General features: G+C 67.9%; 17 protein-coding genes. 12 read left to right on the top strand and 5 right to left on the bottom strand.

Annotated features, from left to right (window positions below; all coding sequences use genetic code 11):
• The first annotated feature begins 119 nt into the window (after positions 1-119).
• The 7 genes from ACIA12_RS26170 (at position 120) to ACIA12_RS26200 (ending at position 7,130) form a co-directional block, all read left to right on the top strand.
• Positions 120-974, top strand: a complete 855-nt coding sequence (locus ACIA12_RS26170) for a Rossmann-like and DUF2520 domain-containing protein (RefSeq protein WP_396369717.1) — start codon at positions 120-122, stop codon at positions 972-974.
• Entirely contained in the window at positions 971-1,798 is an 828-nt protein-coding gene (panC, locus tag ACIA12_RS26175; protein ID WP_396369718.1) for a pantoate--beta-alanine ligase, read from the top strand. Before ACIA12_RS26170 ends, panC begins: the two co-directional genes overlap by 4 nt.
• A 22-nt stretch (positions 1,799-1,820) precedes the next feature.
• On the top strand, positions 1,821-3,482 hold the full coding sequence (locus ACIA12_RS26180) for an L-aspartate oxidase (RefSeq protein WP_396369719.1): 1,662 nt from the start codon (positions 1,821-1,823) through the stop codon (positions 3,480-3,482).
• Positions 3,482-4,336: a carboxylating nicotinate-nucleotide diphosphorylase gene (gene nadC, locus ACIA12_RS26185; RefSeq protein WP_396369720.1), complete on the top strand. Its 855-nt coding sequence runs from the start codon at positions 3,482-3,484 to the stop codon at positions 4,334-4,336. The genes ACIA12_RS26180 and nadC overlap by 1 nt, the downstream gene beginning before the upstream one ends.
• Positions 4,336-5,097 (top strand): type III pantothenate kinase, encoded by a 762-nt coding sequence (locus ACIA12_RS26190; protein WP_396369721.1) that lies wholly within the window; start codon positions 4,336-4,338, stop codon positions 5,095-5,097. The genes nadC and ACIA12_RS26190 overlap by 1 nt, the downstream gene beginning before the upstream one ends.
• Before the next feature lie 145 nt (positions 5,098-5,242).
• Positions 5,243-5,677, top strand: a complete 435-nt coding sequence (locus ACIA12_RS26195) for a hypothetical protein (RefSeq protein WP_396369722.1) — start codon at positions 5,243-5,245, stop codon at positions 5,675-5,677.
• 19 nt (positions 5,678-5,696) lie between these two features.
• On the top strand, positions 5,697-7,130 hold the full coding sequence (locus ACIA12_RS26200; protein ID WP_396369723.1) for a multicopper oxidase family protein: 1,434 nt from the start codon (positions 5,697-5,699) through the stop codon (positions 7,128-7,130).
• Here the strand turns inward: ACIA12_RS26200 and ACIA12_RS26205 are convergent.
• Genes ACIA12_RS26205 through ACIA12_RS26215 form a run of 3 tightly spaced genes read right to left on the bottom strand, consistent with a single transcriptional unit; the run spans position 7,118 to position 9,684 of the window.
• Positions 7,118-8,665, bottom strand: coding sequence for a nucleotidyl transferase AbiEii/AbiGii toxin family protein (locus ACIA12_RS26205; protein ID WP_396369724.1), 1,548 nt, complete (start codon positions 8,663-8,665; stop codon positions 7,118-7,120). The two genes, ACIA12_RS26200 and ACIA12_RS26205, sit on opposite strands and share 13 nt — an antisense overlap.
• A 12-nt stretch (positions 8,666-8,677) precedes the next feature.
• Positions 8,678-9,238 carry a carboxymuconolactone decarboxylase family protein gene (locus ACIA12_RS26210; protein WP_396369725.1) on the bottom strand — a complete coding sequence of 187 codons (561 nt, stop codon included), beginning with the start codon at positions 9,236-9,238 and terminating at the stop codon, positions 8,678-8,680.
• Positions 9,239-9,270: 32 nt separating this feature from the next.
• A complete protein-coding gene (locus tag ACIA12_RS26215) occupies positions 9,271-9,684 on the bottom strand; it encodes a TIGR03668 family PPOX class F420-dependent oxidoreductase (RefSeq protein ID WP_396369726.1) in 414 nt (137 codons plus the stop codon).
• A gap of 82 nt (positions 9,685-9,766) precedes the next feature.
• Here ACIA12_RS26215 and ACIA12_RS26220 point away from each other — a divergent pair, with 82 nt between their 5' ends.
• Complete coding sequence (locus ACIA12_RS26220) at positions 9,767-11,068, top strand: hypothetical protein (protein WP_396369727.1); 1,302 nt, start codon at positions 9,767-9,769, stop codon at positions 11,066-11,068.
• Here the strand turns inward: ACIA12_RS26220 and ACIA12_RS26225 are convergent.
• A complete protein-coding gene (locus tag ACIA12_RS26225) occupies positions 11,054-11,761 on the bottom strand; it encodes a DedA family protein (RefSeq protein ID WP_396369728.1) in 708 nt (235 codons plus the stop codon). The two genes, ACIA12_RS26220 and ACIA12_RS26225, sit on opposite strands and share 15 nt — an antisense overlap.
• 86 nt (positions 11,762-11,847) lie before the next feature.
• Complete coding sequence (locus ACIA12_RS26230) at positions 11,848-12,426, bottom strand: winged helix-turn-helix domain-containing protein (protein ID WP_396369729.1); 579 nt, start codon at positions 12,424-12,426, stop codon at positions 11,848-11,850.
• A 59-nt stretch (positions 12,427-12,485) separates the two neighbouring features.
• Between ACIA12_RS26230 and ACIA12_RS26235 the strand changes: the two genes are divergently transcribed.
• The 4 genes from ACIA12_RS26235 (at position 12,486) to ACIA12_RS26250 (ending at position 18,796) form a co-directional block, all read left to right on the top strand.
• Positions 12,486-13,772 (top strand): MFS transporter, encoded by a 1,287-nt coding sequence (locus ACIA12_RS26235; protein ID WP_396369730.1) that lies wholly within the window; start codon positions 12,486-12,488, stop codon positions 13,770-13,772.
• Between the two features lie 10 nt (positions 13,773-13,782).
• Positions 13,783-15,303, top strand: a complete 1,521-nt coding sequence (gene lysS, locus ACIA12_RS26240; protein WP_396369731.1) for a lysine--tRNA ligase — start codon at positions 13,783-13,785, stop codon at positions 15,301-15,303.
• 277 nt (positions 15,304-15,580) lie between these two features.
• Entirely contained in the window at positions 15,581-15,910 is a 330-nt protein-coding gene (locus tag ACIA12_RS26245) for an Lsr2 family protein (RefSeq protein WP_363813855.1), read from the top strand.
• A gap of 339 nt (positions 15,911-16,249) precedes the next feature.
• Positions 16,250-18,796 (top strand): ATP-dependent Clp protease ATP-binding subunit, encoded by a 2,547-nt coding sequence (locus ACIA12_RS26250; RefSeq protein WP_396369732.1) that lies wholly within the window; start codon positions 16,250-16,252, stop codon positions 18,794-18,796.
• The last annotated feature ends 169 nt before the right edge of the window (positions 18,797-18,965 follow it).

Genomic DNA, 18,965 nt, shown 5'->3' on the forward strand with positions numbered 1-18,965 from the left:
GGAGCACTCGACCCAACCCGGCAAATTGAGCACTACGCTGTCCTGAACCGCATCAATTCGTCTGGTACCTCGACAGTGTCCTCAGGGCATTCAGGGGACTGGAACGTACGAGAGTGGACATGGAACGCATCGGCATCATCGGCTCCGGCCGGGCCGGCAGCGCCTTGGGAGCAGCCTTGGCGTCCGTCGGGCATCCCGTCACCGGGGTCACAGCACGCTCGCAGGCATCGCTGGATCGCGCCGCGAGGCTCCTTCCGGACGTCCCGATCCTGTCGCCCGACGAGGTGACAGCTCGCGCGGACGTCGTGCTCGTCGCAGTACCGGACAGCGCGATCAGTGAGGTTGCCCAGAGTCTGCCGCTGACAGCAGAGCAGTACGTCGTCCACCTGTCCGGCGCACACGGGGTATCCGTCCTGCAGCCGACAGTGGCGATCCCCGTAGCGCTGCACCCGCCTATGACCTTCACTGGCGACTACCCCGACCTCAGCGCCATCACCTTCACCGCAACTGCGCCCGATCGGGCAAAGCCGGTGGTGGAGCGACTGGTGAAGGCCCTGGGTGCCGACCTCCAGTGGGTCGCCGAGGACCAGCGCGCCCGCTACCACGCGGGTCTGGTGCACGGGGCGAACCACCTGACCACTCTGCTCGTACAGGCTTTCGCAGTACTACGAGACGCCGGCATCACCGACCCGGCCGCGACACTGCGACCCTTGCTGACCGCAACTCTCGACAACACGCTGCGCTCCGGTCATGATGCGCTCACTGGGCCGATAGCGCGCGGCGACGTCGAGACGGTGGCAGCCCATCTGGCGGTACTACGAGGGCGCACCGCGAGCACGTACGCCGAGCTGGCCCGGGCGACGGTGGACCTGGCGACAGCGGACGGCCGGCTGGAGCGCAGTACGGCCGAGCGGTTCTACGAACTACTGCAAGAGGTGCTTGAGCAGGATCGAACAGGGGAGGCACCACGGTGAGACTCACCCAGACCAAGGCCGAGCTGCGAGCGGCGGCGGCGATCCGGCCGCGGGCGGTCGTGATGACGATGGGCGCGCTGCACGAGGGCCACGCGGCCTTGCTGGCCGAGGCCCGCGAACGGGTCGGGCCGGACGGCAGCGTGGTGCTGACGATCTTCGTGAACCCCTTGCAGTTCGGGCCGTCCGAGGACTTCGACCGGTACCCGCGCACGCTGGCCAGCGACCTGGCGATCGCCAAGAACGAGGGCGTCGACCTGGTCTTCAACCCGTCCCGCGACGAGCTCTACCCGAACGAGCCGTCCATCACCGTGCATCCCGGCCCACTGGCCGACGAGCTCGAGGGACAGGTCCGGCCGGGGCACTTCACCGGGGTGCTGACGGTGGTGTCCAAGATGCTGCACCTGACCCAGCCGGATCTGGCGCTGTTCGGGGAGAAGGACTACCAGCAGCTCACCCTGATCCGCGAGATGGTCTGCGACCTCGACATGGACGTCGACATCGTGCCGGTGCAGACCGTACGCGAGCCCGACGGACTAGCGCTGTCCTCACGCAATCGCTACCTGGATGAGACCGAGCGTGACGAGGCGCTCGTCCTCTACCGCGCGCTGACCGCAGGGGCGAAGGCCGGGATGAATGGACCCGATGCAGTACTCGCTGCCGCTCATGCCGAGCTGGAGGCCGTCCCATCCGTCCAGCTCGACTACCTAGCGCTCAGGGCGCCGGACCTGGGCCCAGTGATCGGCCCCGGCGAGGCCAGGATGCTCATAGCGGCTCGCGTAGGTAGTACTCGTCTCATTGACAACATTTCCATCACGCTCCGGTGAAATCGGTTGATACCGTCGCGGGATGACTGCTCCTGCTGTGCCGCAGCGGTTGGCTGCGCCTGAACCTGGCTGGACCGACACGGTCGACGTGGTGGTGATCGGCTCGGGGATAGCGGGGCTGACGGCTGCCCTGAGGGCTCGTGAGCTCGGTTCGGTACTGGTGGTGACCAAGGACGTCGTAGCCTCCGGGTCGACCCAGTGGGCCCAGGGCGGGATCGCTGCGGCGCTGAGCCCGGAGGACTCGCCTGAGGATCACTTGAACGACACCCTGGTCGCCGGGGCCGGGCTGTCGGACCCAGAGGCCGTTCGGGTGCTGGTGACTGAGGGCCCGGAGGCAGTACGGGACCTGATCGAGCTGGGAGCCGTATTCGACACCGGTGCCGGTGGAGGCCTGTCACTGACCCGAGAGGGCGGCCACCACCGCAACCGGATCGCTCATGCGGGCGGTGACGCCACCGGTGCGGAGATCGAGCGCGCACTGGTCGCCGCGGTGAAGCGCGCGCCCGACATCCGGATCATCGAGCACGCGCTGGTACTGGACCTGCTGCTGTCCGAAGACGGCGCGGTAGCGGGCGTGACCCTGCACGTCATGGGTGAGGGACAGTTGGACGGCGTCGGCGCGATCCGCAGCCGCGCAGTGATCCTTGCGTCAGGCGGACTCGGCCAGCTGTACGCCGCGACGACCAACCCGAGCGTCTCGACCGGTGACGGGATGGCGCTCGCGTTGCGGGCCGGCGCGAAGGTACGCGATCTCGAGTTCATCCAGTTCCACCCGACCGTGCTGTGGCTCGGCAAGGGCGCCAAAGGCCAGCAGCCGTTGGTGTCCGAGGCCGTCCGCGGCGAGGGCGCGTTCCTGGTCGACCACGAGGGCAAGCGGTTCATGCAGGGTCAGCACGAGCTGGCCGACCTGGCCCCGCGCGACGTCGTGGCGAAGGCGATCATGCGCCAGATGCTTGCCTCGGGCAAGGATCATATGTTCCTCGACGCCCGCGGCTTCGGCGACGAGAAGTGGCGGGTGCGCTTCCCGACCATCCTCGCGTCCTGCCGCTCGCACGGCATCGACCCGGTGCACGAGCTGATCCCGGTCGCGCCGGCCTGCCACTACTCGTCCGGTGGCGTCTGGACGGATCTGCACGGCCAGACGTCGGTGCCCGGGTTGTACGCCTGTGGCGAGGTGGCCTGCACCGGCGTACACGGTGCGAACCGGCTGGCCTCCAACTCGCTCCTCGAGGGCCTCGTCTTCGCCCGCCGGATCGCTGCGTCCCTTGCCGAGCACCTGCCGGTACTACGTGAGCCGGCCTCCGATCATCGGGTATCAGGGCTCGTGGCGGCGGACGTAGTACCGGAGTTGCAGCGGGTGATGACCGTGGGCGCCGGCGTGATCCGGAGCGCGAGCGGACTGTCGGAGGCTGGTGACAGACTCGCCAAGCTGATCGAGCAGCCGGCCGAGCAGCCTGGAACTCCCGATTGGGAAGCGACGAACCTGGCCACGGTGGCCTCCGCGCTGATCGAAGCGGCGACCACCCGGGAGGAGAGCCGCGGCTCGCACTGGCGGGAGGACCACCCGGATCGCGACGACGAGCACTGGTCGGGCAGTCTGGACCTGACGCTGCCGGCCGAGGATGATTCGGCACGGCCTGCCGCGACGTTCGTGGCGCAAGCAACACCTGAGGGGAACAAGTAATGGATGACACGCTCGACAAGCAATGGGTCGAGGACCTCGTCCGGGCCACCATCGAGGAAGACCTGGCCGGTGGGGTCGACGTGACCACCACCGCCACGGTCGAGGCGGACCAGATCTCGGTCGCCGAGTTCGTGGCCCGGGCCGACGGTGTCGTGGCCGGCCTGGAGATCGCCGAGCTGGTGGTGCGGCTGATCGCGGGCAAGGACGAGGTGGAGATCGAGCACTCCGTCGTGGACGGCGCGCACGTCAAGGCGGGCGCGGTGCTGATGACTGTGCGCGGCAAGACCCGGCAGCTGCTCACGGCCGAGCGCACTGCGCTCAACCTGCTCTGCCACCTCTCCGGCGTCGCCACGCTGACCAGTCACTGGGTCGAGGCCGTCGCGGGCACCGGGGCGGTCATCCGCGACACCCGCAAGACGATGCCGCTGCTGCGCCAACTGGAGAAGTACGCGGTCCGCTGCGGTGGCGGGAGCAACCACCGGATGGCTTTGTCGGACGCGGCTCTGATCAAAGACAATCACGTCATCGCGGCCGGCGGGGTCGCCGAGGCGTTCAAGCTGGTTCGCGAGGCCTATCCGGAGCTGTCCGTCGAGGTCGAGGTGGACACCGTCGAGGACGCGATCATCGCGGTGGAGTCGGGCGCTGAACTGGTGCTGCTCGACAACATGCCGGTCGCGCTGTTGCGTGAGGCCGTCGAGAAGGTGGCCGGCCGGGCGCGGCTGGAGGCCTCCGGCGGGCTGACGCTCGAGGTGGCCCGTGAGGTCGCCGAGACCGGCGTCGACTTCCTCGCGGTAGGTGCGCTGACTCATTCAGCACCAGTGCTCGACATCGCCATGGACCTTCAGGCTGCCTGATGCTGCTCGCCGTCGCCGTTGAGAACACCAGGACACTGGTCGGCCTGATCTTCGAGGGCACGGTCAAGCGTCACTGGTGGGTGGGGACGGATCCACGCCGTACCGCGGACGAGTGGGCCGTTCTCCTCGAAGGACTGCTGGCCGGCGAGTCCCCGGTGTCGGGGGTGGCGGTGTGTTCCGCAGTACCGCACGTGCTGCACGAGTTGCGGGATGTTGTCGCTCGGTACTACTCCGAAGTACGGAGTGTCGTCGTCGAGCCCGGTGTGAAGACCGGCCTGCCGGTGCTCGTCGACAACCCGCGTGAGGTCGGCACCGACCGCATCGCCAACGCCCTGGCCGCCGTCAACCGGTACGGCGCTCCCTGCATCGTCGTCGACTTCGGCACCGCGACCACCGTCGACGTCGTCAACGCCAACGGCGCCTTCATCGGCGGCGCGATCGCGCCCGGCATCGAGACGGCCGTCGAGGCCCTCGGCGCCTCCGCGGCCCAATTGCGCCGGATCGAGCTCGTCCGGCCGCGCTCGGTCGTCGCCAAGAACACCGTCGAGGCCCTGCAGTCAGGCGCCGTCTTCGGCTTCGCCTCGCTCGTCGACGGGCTGATCACCCGGATCATCGCGGAGCAAGGCCTCGACCAGGTCACCGTGGTCGCCACCGGCGCGCTGGCCCCCCTCATCGTCGGCGAGTCGACCCAGATCCAGCACCACGAGCCGTTCCTCACCCTGCACGGCCTGCACCAGGCCTTCGCCCGCAACCAGCACTGACGGTTACCTTCAACTCACGGCGCAAGGCTCTTGTGTACTGCCGGTCACAGGATCACGATGTGATCAGCGACACCTGGGCGGGGAGGCCCGGGGCCACAGGGGACCGTGGTCGCAGCACGCGGGTCGCGTGGTCCGGGGGAGGGTCATGAAATCCATCTATCGCGTCCTCGCGATCCTGATATCCGTCGGCGTCCTGATCCAGGTGATGGCGATCGGGCTGGCCTGGTTCACCGCTCTGAAGGACGTCGACGACGGTCTGGTGATCGACAAGAACTACGACGGCAACTTCGGCCACCACCTGCACAGCGTCGTCGGCACGATGGTGATCCCGCTGCTGGCCATCCTGTTGCTGATCGTGTCGTTCTTCGCCCGGGTGAACGGCGGGATCAAGTGGGCGCTGATCGTGTTCGGCCTCGTCGTGCTGCAGATCGCGCTGGCGTTCGCGTCCTTCTCGGTGCCGGTCATCGGTGCTCTGCACGCCGCGAACGCGTTGGCGCTGGCCGGGGTCGCGGGGATTGCCGCGAAGCAGGCGGCCGCTGTCCGGGAGCCTACGCAGGCCGGGACGGAGGCAACCTTCTAGTGCCCCGCAGACGAGACTGATGCCGCGCCGCCGCACGCTGGTCGCGATCGCGGCCACGCTGGTGGTGCTCGCTCCGATCGGCTGGTTCTGGCAGCAGAGCCTGGTGCCGGACGGCCTGTCGGCGATGGACATGGGGTACGCCGACTACGGCGGTGGACCCGCGATGCCGGCTGGGCACCACCACGGCAGCAGCAGTCTGGCTGAGCTCAAGCCGGTCGCCGATCGGGCTGCTGATGTGTCGGTGCGGCTGGTCGCGCGCAAGGAACGCTTCGACCTCCCGGGCCGCGGGCCGACGGAGGGCTACACCCTCAACCACACTTCACCCGGTCCCCAGATCAACGCGAAACAAGGCGATCTGATCGAGGTCACCCTGGTCAACGAGTCCGTGCCGGACGGGATGACGCTGCACTGGCACGGCGTCGACGTACCGGCCGCCGAGGATGGAGTAGCCGGGATCACCCAGGACGCGGTCCAACCGGGTCAGACGTTCACCTACCGGTTCGTGGCGGTCGACGCGGGCACGTACTGGTACCACTCGCACCAGTTGTCGCATGAGCAGGTGAAGAAGGGCCTGTACGGCGTACTGGTCATCTCACCCGGTACTACGGACGTAGTGGCCGCCGTGCACACCTACGACAAGGTCCGAACCGTCAACGGCGGCTACGGCGAGCGCAGGGTCGCCGCGACCGGCGCTGTGCGGCTCAGGCTGATCAACACGGACAACGGGCCGATGGCAGCCTGGGTAGACGGAACCGGGTACCGAGTAGTCGCAGTAGACGGTACTGCGGTCAACGGCCCGACCCCTGTCGAGGGCAAGTCCGTACTGGTCACAGCAGGCGGCCGAATCGACTTAGAGCTCACCCTGCCACCCGGCAAGGCCGTCCGAATCGGCCTAGGCGGCGGCCCGACCACCCTGGTGCTCGGCGACGGCAACGCACCAACCGGTCCCGAGCCGAAGGATCGGGTCGACCTCCTCACCTACGGCAAACCAGCCGCCCTGCCCTTCGACCCGGCGAAGGCGACTCGCCATTTCGACTACCGCATCGGCCGCCGCCCAGGCTTCTTCAACGGCAAACCCGGCCTCTGGTGGACGATCAACGGCCACCAGTTCCCCCGCGTACCGATGTTCATGGTCACCGAAGGCGACCTCGTCACGATGACCGTCAAGAACACCTCCGGCCAGGTCCACCCCATGCACCTGCACGGCCACCACGTGGTAGTCCTCACCCGCAACGGCGTCCCAGCCACCGGCAGCCCCTGGTGGACCGACTCCCTCAACGTAGAAGACAACGAAACCTACGAAATCGCCTTCCAGGCCGACAACCCAGGCATCTGGATGGACCACTGCCACAACCTCCCCCACGCCGCCCAAGGCCTGGTAACCCACCTCATGTACGAAGGCGTCACAACACCGTTCCACCTCAACGGCACCAACCACAATCAACCGGAGTAGGACCGCTCCAACGCCACGACGAGCCGCCGCTTCCACGATTCCGCGTTGCCTTCCACCCCTGGGTACTCGTCGAGGAAGTTCTGCCAGTCGACGGGCCATTCCAGCACGGACCTTGGTCCGAACTCCTGGCCAGGGATTTCGGGTACGACCACGGCTCGGACGAGCGCGGGGGAGATGTCGGTCCGCTCGGCCAGCAGCACGGCGTCGTACAGATCCTTGCCCTGCGGATGCAGGTCGGATTCCAGCCAGAGCAGCTTCCAGGCGAGCGAGAGCTCGGGTCCGGCCGTGAGCAGCCAGGCGTCGCCGATCGGCAGCCGCTCGGGCTCCAGCGGCAACTCTTCGTTGTAGACGAAGTCGAGCTGCACCGAACCGGTCAGGCCTTCCTGTTCGTACGGAAAGACCAGCCGCCGGCCGGGGACGCGCTCATAGGTCCAGATCTCGTCGCGGGAGACCTGACCAGCCTTCAGTCCAGGCCCCGGGTCCGCGGCGACGGCCGCGATCACGTCATCGAGCAGGCGCAGGCCCTCCCTGCTGTTGAAGCCGATGGTGTGCGGCCGGATCACGAAGTCGAGGTCACCCGGCTCCCGGGCCAGCTCCCCGAACCACTCGCGCAGGGCGACACTGCCCCGGAGTACAAGCTTGTCGGCCCAGTCGGAGCCGGCGATCAGCCCCAGCAGGTGATCGATCGCGCACCGCCGGGTGGATCGCCAGCGCGCGGTCAGCTCAGGATCGTCGAATGTCGGCTCGCCGGCGCGATAAGCGAATTGGTAGTGCGCGACCGAGGGATCGAAGGCTGCCCGCTGATGAACCGTCGGGTCGGCGGGCAGGGGCTGGTACGTCGGTGGGTAGTCCTTGGCCCCGGCCGGCGCATGCCGTGCTCTGTTCTCGCGCTCGGCCAACTGCTCCGCGTATGACGGGGGAGCCGGGGTGATCCGCAGCCAGCCCTCGTCGAGGTCGAGGTCGGTGTCGACGACGACGTACTCCTCCTCGACCTCGAGAATCTCGTACTCCCGCAGCGCCGCCAGCACCAGCTCCAGCTGCGCTTTGGCGGACGCGCGTCCGACCCCGTGACAGCGCTGGGTGACGAACCGCTCGTGCTGCCCGTCGTCGCGGTGCCGCCGGGCGTTGGCGGACAACCGGGCACCATGTGGTTCCACCAGCGCAGTGATCGCGAGCAGGCTCTCCCTGGTGGCCTCCGGCAACAGCAGCTTCACATGGTGCTCGAAGTACCGCCCTGCCTCGGCTGCCTCGTCGCCGGCCGGTACGCCGTCGTTCCACGGCGCCGCCTCGATCTTCAAGCGCGTGATGAGGGCGACTCGATGAGCCTTCTTGTGCCATTTGCGGGCGGCCTTGTGGACCTTGCCCAGCCGGCCCGACGCCCGGATGGTCAGCATCGGCTGGGCCGGATTCCGACCGCGGTCGAGCAGGATGTCGCTGAACTTGAGCCCGTGCCGCTCGGCGAAGGCAGCCAGTGACCCGGTCGACCCAGGGGTGGCGGTCAGGTGGATCTCGAAGTCGCCGGTGATGTCGCGCACCGGGTCATCGTGTCACTCGATCGGGCGGCCGACCGACAGCTTTTCGGTGAGGGTTGGGGGGAGTTGGGTTTTGAAGGCTGGGTCTGGGGTGGTGCCGGTGGCGTCGAGGGTTTTGGAGAAGAAGGCTCGGGCGGCGGCGGTCAGGGAGACGTCGAGGATGTCGTCGTCGGACAGGCCGAGGGAGCGGAGGTCGTCGATGTCGGACTGGGTCACGGTGTCGGCGGCCAGGGCTACCTTGCGGGCGAAGGCCATTACGGCGCGGTCGACGGGGTCCGGGGCCGGGGAGTCGACGAGGGCTGCCACCTCGTCGGGGGAGAAGAACTTGTCGGCCAGGACCTGGCCGTGGGCGAGGCTGCAGTAGCTGGACCGCAGGGCCGTGGCGGCGGCCAGGGTCGCCAGTTCGTACCGGCGGAGGTCCATGTTGGCCTTGATCGCGCCGTTCAACTGCTTCCAGGCGTCGAAGACGTCGGGACGGGAGGCGAAGGTCTGGACGAAGTTCGGGATGTGGCCGGCCGGTGCGCGGTTGTCGTCCAGGAAGCCGGGTGGTGGTTCGGACGGACTGATGAATGCCATCGGAATTCCCCCTCGTGAGTTGACTTACCAAGCTAGCTGAAGGACCAGCCGGACCAGGTCTCGACCGTGACCGTGATGACCGGGCCACGTGGGGGATCGGTGACGTACTGCGGGTACTTGGCTACCAGCAGTTCGATCGCGGAAGGATTCGAAGCATCGACCCGCGCCCGGCCGTCGGCTCGGACCCACCAGAGTTGGCGCCAGTCGGCGTCGTACCGGTCGCAGAGCAGCGCGACCTGGGGGTTGGCGGAAATGTTGCGGAGCCGGCGGAGGTCGGTGGTCGACTTGGGTTTCTGGTCGATGGCGATCACGACCTCGTCGGCCGAGAGGGCGAAGACGACCGGTACGAGATGGGGCCTCAGCGGGTCCCCAGGGCTGATACTGGCCAGGTACGCATGGTCGGCGGCGGTGAACCGTTCGCGGCAGGTGTCCGCAGTCAGACGCACGCTGCCGACCCTACTGCCGGAATCCGCGTTGAGGCCGGTAGGTAAGGTCTACGCGACCGTCCACGAGTTCGGGTGAGGCCAGATGGTGAGGTTCCGCAGCGTCTTGTCGGCCGCCCTGGCGACCGTCATCGGCGCGACCCTGCTGACCGCTTGCTCGTCGGATCCGGTACCGACGAACGTGACCGTGGCATGGGCCGACAGCACCCGGCAAGAGGTCAAGGTCAGCTGGGACGACTCCGACGCCCCCAACCGGATCACCATCGAGGGCGTGCTCAGCACCAGCCCGTCGTACGTGAAGTTCGTCGCCGCGGACGCCCCCAACACCTGGGCGATCCCGGTCTCGGCCTTCCCGCCGGACGGCAACTACAAGGTCTCCGTCGGCATCGGCACGTCGACCGGCGGGATGTCCAGCAAACTGGCCAGCTCCCCGGTCTTCGACACCAGCGGACCCGTCCGCCCGAGCGGCGCGTCGGCGACCCCGACAGGCAAGGGCGCCGTCCTGATCCGCTGGACGGTACCGCCGACGCCAGAGGACTTCAGCCCTCACGACCCGCTCGACGTGCCTGCCAAGACCCAGCTGTACGTGCCGGTCGTCGGCCGCCCGGGGCAACCCCTGCGCACGGCCGGGCCGGGCACCACCTCGACGCGTCAGGTGGTCAAGAACCTCAAGCCCCCGTACCTCTTCCAGTTGCGCGCCCAGAACGAGTGGTCGACGGCCGTCGGCGGCCAGATCTCGGCCCGCAGCAGTACGACGGAGGCCTCGATCCCCGCGGCCGCGCAGTACGGTCTGCCGGTCAAGATCCGTGGCCGGTCGATCCTCCAGCAGGTCGTCTGCGCCGACGAAGGTAGTTGCGTGCAGCAACGAACGACGATGTCCGGGCTGCCCGTCGTGGTGCTGACCCAGGTGAGACCGCATGCGCGCTGGACCCCGGCCGGGCGGGGCAAGACCACCTCCGGCGGGCACTACGAGATCCCGGTCGTGACGAGCGCCAGCCGGCCGTACAAGGTGATGACGGAGGACTACAGCGAGATCGGCTCGGTCGCCTCGCAGTCGACCAGCAAGGCGCGGCTGACCCAGACCGTGACCCGGATCCAGACGACCGGCTTCCTCGGCGGCGCGATGAAGAAGCGCGGCGAGACAGTGACCGCGATCGTCGTGGTCAGGCCGGCGATGAACACAGTGGTGACGTTCCAGTCCTGGAACAAGCAGACCAGGCACTGGGCGAGCCTGCGGGTCCCGATGCGGCGCGGCACCGCGGTGGTCGCCTTCAAGGTCAATCAGCCGGGCATCTACGCCTACCGCTTCGTGATCCCCACGGCGATGTCGCTGGGCCGCCCGCTGCTCGGCAAGACGACCCAGACGATGGCTCTAAGCGTCCGCTGACCCAGCCGGTACTACGCCCGCTTCGCCGCCGGCCGGTACTACGTCCGCGTCGCCGGCAGCGGGTACAGGCTGTGCCGCGTGCCGGCGCTTGCGGATCTTGTAGACCGCGTACGCCACCACGAGCGCGGCGCCGATCACCACCAGCGCCCAGACCGAGACCTCGCCGAAGATCTTGTCCGCGTTGTCGCCGATCTTGTACGCGACGACGCCGATCGTGGTCGACCAGGCGATGCCACCGGCCGCGTTGGCGGCCAGGAACCGCGGGTAGTGCATCCGCAGCATGCCCGCCATCGGGCCGGCGAAGATCCGCAGCAGCGCGACGAACCGGCCGAAGAAGACGGTCCAGACGCCGTACTTGTGGAAGTACTTCTCAGCCTTGACTATCCGTTCCTCGGAGAAGTGGTGGAACCGCCGGCCGAGCCGCTCGAACAGCCCGCGACCCGCCTTCCGGCCGATGAAGTACCCGATCGAGTCGCCGATGATCGCGCCGGCCGCGGCCGAGGCGATCACGAAGACGATGTTCAGGTCGTGTTGTGAAGCCAGCAGCGCGGCGGCGATCAGCGTCGTCTCACCGGGCAGTGGCACCCCCATCGACTCGACCCCGATCACCAGGCCGACCACCAGATAGGCGAGGATCGCGACCCCACCGGTCGGGATCGCGATCGCCAGCGCATGCATTGTCGTTGCCCCCATGCCCCCATCCTGGCACCGGCCGGCAAGCGAATAGCTGATCTGTGAGCTATTCCGGGGGAATTTCAGGGTCCCTCGGGTTGAACTGACTACTCTGCGTCATCGACCGCGGGCGGCTTGCCGGTGGGGACGATCGCGATCAAGGTGCTCACCTGGCGGGTGCCGGCCGGATGGTTGGCGGCGGAGCGACCACGGCGGTAGCGGTTGACGACCTCCATCAGGTCCTTGTCGAGCTGCTCGGTCTCCGCTTTGGTGAGCCACAGGCGGCTGCGGTTCATCGCGCTGACGCCGTCCCAGGGGTCGTCGCCGGGGAGCTCCTCGAACTGCTCCATCACCCGGTCGATGTTGCTGCGCATCATCGCCTGGCTGGCCAGCCGGCCCGCGCCGGTCGACTGCGACGAGATCACCAGGCTGGCGGCCGGGGCCTGCCAGGGGCGTTCCCGCCCGTCGGTCGAGCCTTCGGCCCGCTCGAGGATGCCCCAGCGCTCCAGTGCCCGCAGGTGATAGCTGGTCGCCGACGGAGTCAGCCCGGCGATCTCGGCGCACTCCGTCGCGGTCAGCACCCGGCCGCTGTAGAGCTCGTCGATGATCCGCTGCCGGGCCGGGTGCGCCAGGGCGCGGATCGCTCGCGGGTCGGTCAGCACCACGCGCTTCTTCTTCGCGGCCACGCCCGACAGCGTAGCCGGTCCCTTGACCATCCGATATCTGAAGCATTAGCTTCATAGTTATGAAGCAACTACTTCACATTCCCGGTACGCCGGGCGCGGCCCGGCTCTGGTCGCACCGAGACATCCGGCTGGTGCTGCCGGCCCGCGCGGTCTCGTACGCCGGCGACGCGATCGCCCTGGTGGCGTTGATGCTCCGGGTCTCGGACTCGGGCTCGGGCTCCGGCTCCACTGCGGGTGCCGGCTCTGGCTCCGCGACCGCGGCGATCACCGCCCTGCTGCTGGCCTTCGCGGTGCCGACGGTCGTGATGATCCCGTTCGCGGGCCGGATCGTGGATGCGTACGACTCGCGCCGGGTCCTGGTGTGGGCGTCGTTGCTGCAGGCGGCCGCCGGTGTCGGGATCGCCTTCTCCCACGGTCTAGCAGCCACGTTGGCTCTGGTCTGCGTGCTGCAGGTCGGCCAAGCTGTCGCCGGCCCCGCCTGGGCAGCGCTGATCCCGCGGATCGTCGGCGACGACCTGGTCGGTCAGGCCACCGGTGCGAGCCAGGCGCTCATCGGAGCGGCCACCCTGGCCGGCTCGGCCGCAGGTGGGGTGCTGGTCGGCCTGTCCGGCGATCGGATCGCCCTGCTGGTCGACGCCTCGACCTTCCTCGGCCTGGCCGTCGTCGCCCGGCTGGTGCGGACCCGGCGTACTCCGTTGCCCGGGGCCCCGAAGGAGCGAGGAGCCATGACGGCTGGGCTGCGCAGCCTCTTTGCCGACCACCTGTTGCAGGTGCTCGTGCCCGCGCTCTGGGTGTTCATCCTGGTCGGGGAGGCAGTCAACGTGATGGAAGTCCTGCTGATCAGGAACGAGATCGGCCTCGGACCGACCGGCTATGGCCTGGTGCTGGCGACCCAAGGAGCTGGTGCCATCGCCGGCGCCTGGTACACCGGCCGACTGCGGAGCGACTTGGCCCGCACCCGCGCAGTGCTCGCCGGTACTGCGGCCATCGGCATCTCCTGCGTCCTGATGGGCCTGGCCGGTGGAGTGGTCCCGCTGGTGATCGGTGCGGTGGCGGTGGGCTTCGGGAGCGGGATGCTCAATGCAGCCACGAGCACCTTGGTGGTTACCCGGTCGCTGGATGCTCTGCGTGGCCGGGTGGTGGCTGCAATGAGCGGTACGGCGCGGGCCTGCTCGCTGGTGGCTCTGTTGCTGGGGGGCGTCGTCGGGGCGCTGGTCGGGCCTCGGGCGACCTTTGTCGGCGCAGGGGTGCTCGCCGTCCTTTGCGCGCTCGTTGCGGCTGGTCTGGTGGCCCGGAGGGACGTAGTACGGACAAAGGATTCGTTGGTCGAGGGCTTAAGTCACTAGCCTTTGAGGCATGACTGAACCACGTGAGAACCCGGCGACCCCCGACAGCGGGCAGGACGACCTGCCCGAGCAGATCCGGGTACGCCGGGAGAAGCGTGACCGGCTGCTGGCCGAGGGGGTGCAGCCGTACCCGATCTCGGTGCCCCGGACGCACCTGCTGAAGGACCTGCGGGCGAAGTACGACGTGCAGGAGCTCGAGAACGACTTCCGGACCGGCGAGCTGGTCGCGGTGACCGGGCGGGTGATCTTCCAGCGCAACACCGGCAAGCTCTGCTTCGCCCAGCTGCGTGAGGGCGACGGCACCGAGCTGCAGGTGATGCTGTCGCTGGCCGAGGTCGGCGAGGAGGAGCTGGCCCGGTACAAGGCGCTGGTCGACATCGGCGACCTCATCTCCGTGCAGGGCGAGGTGGTGACCAGCCGGCGTGGTGAGCTGTCCGTGCAGGCGACCAGCTGGCAGATGGCGGCCAAGACGCTCCGGCCGCTCCCGAACGAGCACAAGCCGCTGAACGAGGAGGCCCGGGTCCGGCTCCGGTACGTCGACCTGATCGTGCGCCAGGAGGCGCGGGAGATGGTCCGTACCAAGGCAGCCGTGCTCAAGTCGCTGCGCTCGACCTTCGACCGCCACGAGTTCATCGAGGTGGAGACGCCGGTCCTGCAGCTGACCAACGGTGGCGCGGCGGCCCGGCCGTTCTCGACCCACCTGAACGCGTTCGACCAGGAGATGAAGCTCCGGATCGCGCTCGAGCTGGATCTGAAGCGGGCGATGATCGGCGGCGTCGACCGGGTGTTCGAGATCGGCCGGACCTTCCGCAACGAGGGGCTGGACTCGACCCATGCGGCGGAATTCTCGATGATCGAGTCCTATCAGGCCTATGGCGATTACGATTCGATCGCCGAAGTGACCGAGGAGCTGATCCGGAACGCGGCCCGTGCGGTCGGCCGCAGCGTGGTCACCGCGCGCGACGGTTCGCAGATCGATCTGGACCAGCCGTGGCGGCACGCGACGCTATTCGAGCTGGTCTCCGAAGCGGTCGGCGAGACCGTCGACGCGACCACCGAGACGGCCCGGCTGATCAAGATCGCCGAGCAGCACGAGGTCGAGCTGCAGCCGGCCTGGAATGCCGGTGAGATCGCGCTGGAGATCTACGAGAAGCTGGTCGAGCACACGCTGATCCAGCCCACCTATGTGCGCGACTATCCGGAGTCGGTACGCCCGCTGGCCAAGCCGCACCGCGAAATTCCGGGCCTGGTCGAGGCCTGGGACCTGATCATCAACGGGGTCGAGCTGGGCACCGGCTACTCGGAGCTGAACGACCCGGTGATCCAGCGTGAACGCCTGGTGGCACAGTCGTTGCTGGCCGCGGCCGGCGATCCCGAGGCGATGGAACTGGACGAGGATTTCCTCCGCGCGATGGAGTTCGGGATGCCGCCGGCCGGTGGCATGGGGATGGGTCTGGACCGCTTGGTGATGTTGTTCACCGGGGCCGGGATCCGGGAGACGATTCTGTTCCCGCTGCTCCGGCCGGAGTAAGTATCCGAATCGGTTCGGCGGGCTGTTGCATAGCACAACCAACCGGCAAATCCATTCCCGGGGCCGATTCTTTCCACGATCCGGCGGGTGAGCACGATGAATACCCATCGTCACGACGGATGCACAGCGTCGGCCGGGCCGGAGGCTTTAGTCACATCTTTCCTGCCCATTCCGCCTGTTGAATGACAACTTGCCGGTTTGTGCTGTAGAAATCAGTAACAAGAATTTCGGCAGGGGGATTGTGCCCGGTGGCGGGCGCGGAAAGGACTGTCACAAGATGGCGCAAAGGGTTCAGGTGGTTCTCGAGGACGATCTCGACGGCGGTAAGGCCGACGAGACCGTGACCTTCGGACTGGACGGTTCGACGTACGAGATCGACTTGTCGAAAAAGAACGCGGCCAAGCTGCGCGACGCGCTGGCCGGCTATGTCGGCGCCGGGCGCCGGGTGTCGGGCCGCCGTGGTGGCGCCGGCCGGACGCGTGGCCGTGGCCGCTCCGCGACCGACTCCGCGGACATCCGCGCGTGGGCCAAGGACAACGGCTACGAGGTCAGCGAGCGCGGCCGGATCTCGGCCGAGGTGCGCGCCGCCTACAACGACGCCAAGTAGGTTTTCCGGACTTTGCCGGTCCCGGTGCCAGTGATGGCACCGGGACCGTCCGCATTCCGGCCGTTTCACAGTGTGGACACTTCCCCGGCGGGTCGGCGCGAGCCGGTCACTGACCGGGCAGGTAAAGGGATGAATTCGCTGGTGGCGAACACTCAGCGCGTCGGGAACACCGGGGCGCCGAGCGGGGTTGTTCCCTTGTGATCCCCACTTCGCGGCCGTACCGGAGGTCGTCGCTTGTTCGCTGAGAGCGAGCCTGTCGGTGCCGGGGACTAGCATGCATGTACGGGGGTCGGCCTACACGGCACGTCCGACTCCTCTGAGGCAAGGAGCGCTTTGGCGATGTTTGAACGATTTACGGACCGCGCCCGTCGGGTAGTCGTCCTGGCTCAAGAAGAGGCCAGGATGCTCAGCCACAACTACATCGGGACCGAGCACATCCTGCTCGGCCTGATCCACGAGGGCGAGGGTGTCGCCGCCAAGGCTCTGGAGAGCCTGGGCATCTCGCTGGAGGCTGTCCGTTCTCAGGTCGAGGAAATCATCGGCCAGGGACAGCAGGCTCCGAGCGGGCACATCCCGTTCACCCCTCGCGCCAAGAAGGTACTGGAGCTCTCCCTGCGTGAGGCCCTGCAACTGGGCCACAACTACATCGGCACCGAGCACATCCTGCTCGGCCTCATCCGCGAGGGTGAGGGCGTCGCCGCGCAGGTCCTGGTCAAGCTCGGAGCGGACCTGAACAAGGTCCGGCAGCAGGTCATCCAGCTGCTTTCGGGGTACCAGGGCAAGGAGACGGCGACCGCCGGCTCCGGGGCCACCGAAGGTGCCCCGAGCAGCTCCCTGGTGCTCGACCAGTTCGGCCGGAACCTCACCCAGGCCGCCCGCGAGTCCAAGCTCGACCCGGTGATCGGGCGCGAGAAGGAGATCGAGCGGGTCATGCAGGTGCTGTCCCGGCGGACCAAGAACAACCCGGTCCTGATCGGTGAGCCGGGCGTCGGCAAGACCGCGATCGTCGAGGGCCTGGCCCAGGCGATCGTGCGTGGCGACGTGCCCGAGACCCTGAAGGACAAGCAGATCTACACGCTCGACCTCGGCGCGCTGGTGGCCGGGTCGCGCTATCGCGGTGACTTCGAGGAGCGCCTCAAGAAGGTCCTCAAGGAGATCCGCACCCGCGGCGACATCGTGCTGTTCATCGACGAGATCCACACCCTGGTGGGTGCGGGTGCCGCCGAGGGCGCGATCGACGCGGCCAGCATCCTGAAGCCGATGCTGGCCCGTGGCGAGCTGCAGACCATCGGCGCCACCACCCTCGACGAGTACCGCAAGTACGTCGAGAAGGACGCCGCGCTGGAGCGCCGGTTCCAGCCGATCCAGGTGGCCGAGCCCTCGATCGCGCACACGATCGAGATCCTCAAGGGCCTGCGGGACCGGTACGAGGCGCACCACCGGGTCACCATCACCGACCCGGCTCTGGTCGCGTCGGCGCAGATGGCCGACCGGTACATCTCGGACCGCTTCCTCCCGGACAAGGCGATCGACCTGATCGACGAGGCCGGTTCCCGGTTGCGGATCCGCCGGATGACCGCTCCGCCGGACCTGCGCGAGTTCGACGAGAAGATCGCGAACGTGCGCCGGGAGAAGGAGTCGGCGATCGACGCCCAGGACTTCGAGCGGGCAGCCTCTCTTCGTGATGACGAGAAGAAGCTGATCAACGCGAAGGCCGAGCGGGAGAAGCAGTGGAAGGCCGGCGACATGGACGTCGTCGCCGAGGTCGACGAGGAGCTGATCGCCGAGGTGCTCAGCACCGCGACCGGCATCCCCGTCTTCCAGCTGACCGAGGAGGAGTCCTCGCGACTGCTCAAGATGGAGGAGGAGCTGGCCAAGCGCTACATCGGCCAGGTCGACGCCGTGAAGGCGCTGTCCCGGTCGATCCGGCGGACCCGTGCGGGTCTGAAGGACCCGCGCCGGCCGAGCGGCTCGTTCATCTTCGCCGGCCCGTCCGGTGTCGGTAAGACCGAGCTGTCCAAGGCGCTGACCGAGTTCCTGTTCGGTGACGAGAAGTCGCTGATCAGCCTCGACATGTCGGAGTACTCCGAGAAGCACACGGCCTCGCGGCTGTTCGGTTCGCCTCCCGGGTACGTCGGCTACGAAGAGGGCGGCCAGCTGACCGAGAAGGTCCGCCGCAAGCCGTTCAGCGTGGTGCTGTTCGACGAGGTGGAGAAGGCCCACCCGGACATCTTCAACTCGCTGCTGCAGATCCTGGACGAGGGTCGGCTGACCGACGCCCAGGGCCGCGTGGTCGACTTCAAGAACACCGTGATCATCATGACCACGAACCTGGGCACCCGCGACATCGCCAAGTCGGTCAGCACCGGCTTCCAGCGAGCCAACGACGTGGTCGGGTCGTACGACAAGATGAAGGCGAAGGTGACGGACGAGCTCAAGCAGCACTTCCGTCCCGAGTTCCTGAACCGCGTCGACGAGATCGTGGTCTTCCACCAGCACGGCAAGGAAGAGATCGTCCAGATCGTCGACCTGATGGTCGCGCAGGTGGAAGAGCGGCTGAAGGACAAGGACATGGGCATCGAGCTCACCCCGGCGGCGAAGGCACTGGTCGCCGAGCGTGGCTTCGACCCGATCCTGGGTGCCCGCCCGCTGCGTCGCGCATTGCAGCGTGACGTGGAGGACGTGCTGGCCGAGAAGATCCTGTTCGGGGAACTGCGTCCCGGCCAGATCGTGCTCGTCGACGTAGCCCCCGAGGGCACCGTCAGCGAGGACGGCGTACCGGAGTTCTTCACCTTCACCGGCGCCCAGAAGAGCACCGCACCGGACCCAGACCTGGAACTGACGGAGATCGCCGGCGGCGGCACCTCCGGCCTCCAGGACACCTGAGCCCACCAGCCCCAACCGAAGGCCCCACGGACCCGTCCGTGGGGCCTTCGCTGTCCGCGATAACGCTCACCTCGCCACCTTCGCGCTCAGCGGCCGCGCGCGCCTCAACCCCGCGAGGGGCTCAGCTCCACTCCTCCGAGCGAGCCGAACCAGCACGCCCCAAGCACCT

The sequence above is a fragment of the Kribbella sp. NPDC051620 genome (assembly GCF_044453825.1).
Lineage (GTDB): Bacteria > Actinomycetota > Actinomycetes > Propionibacteriales > Kribbellaceae > Kribbella.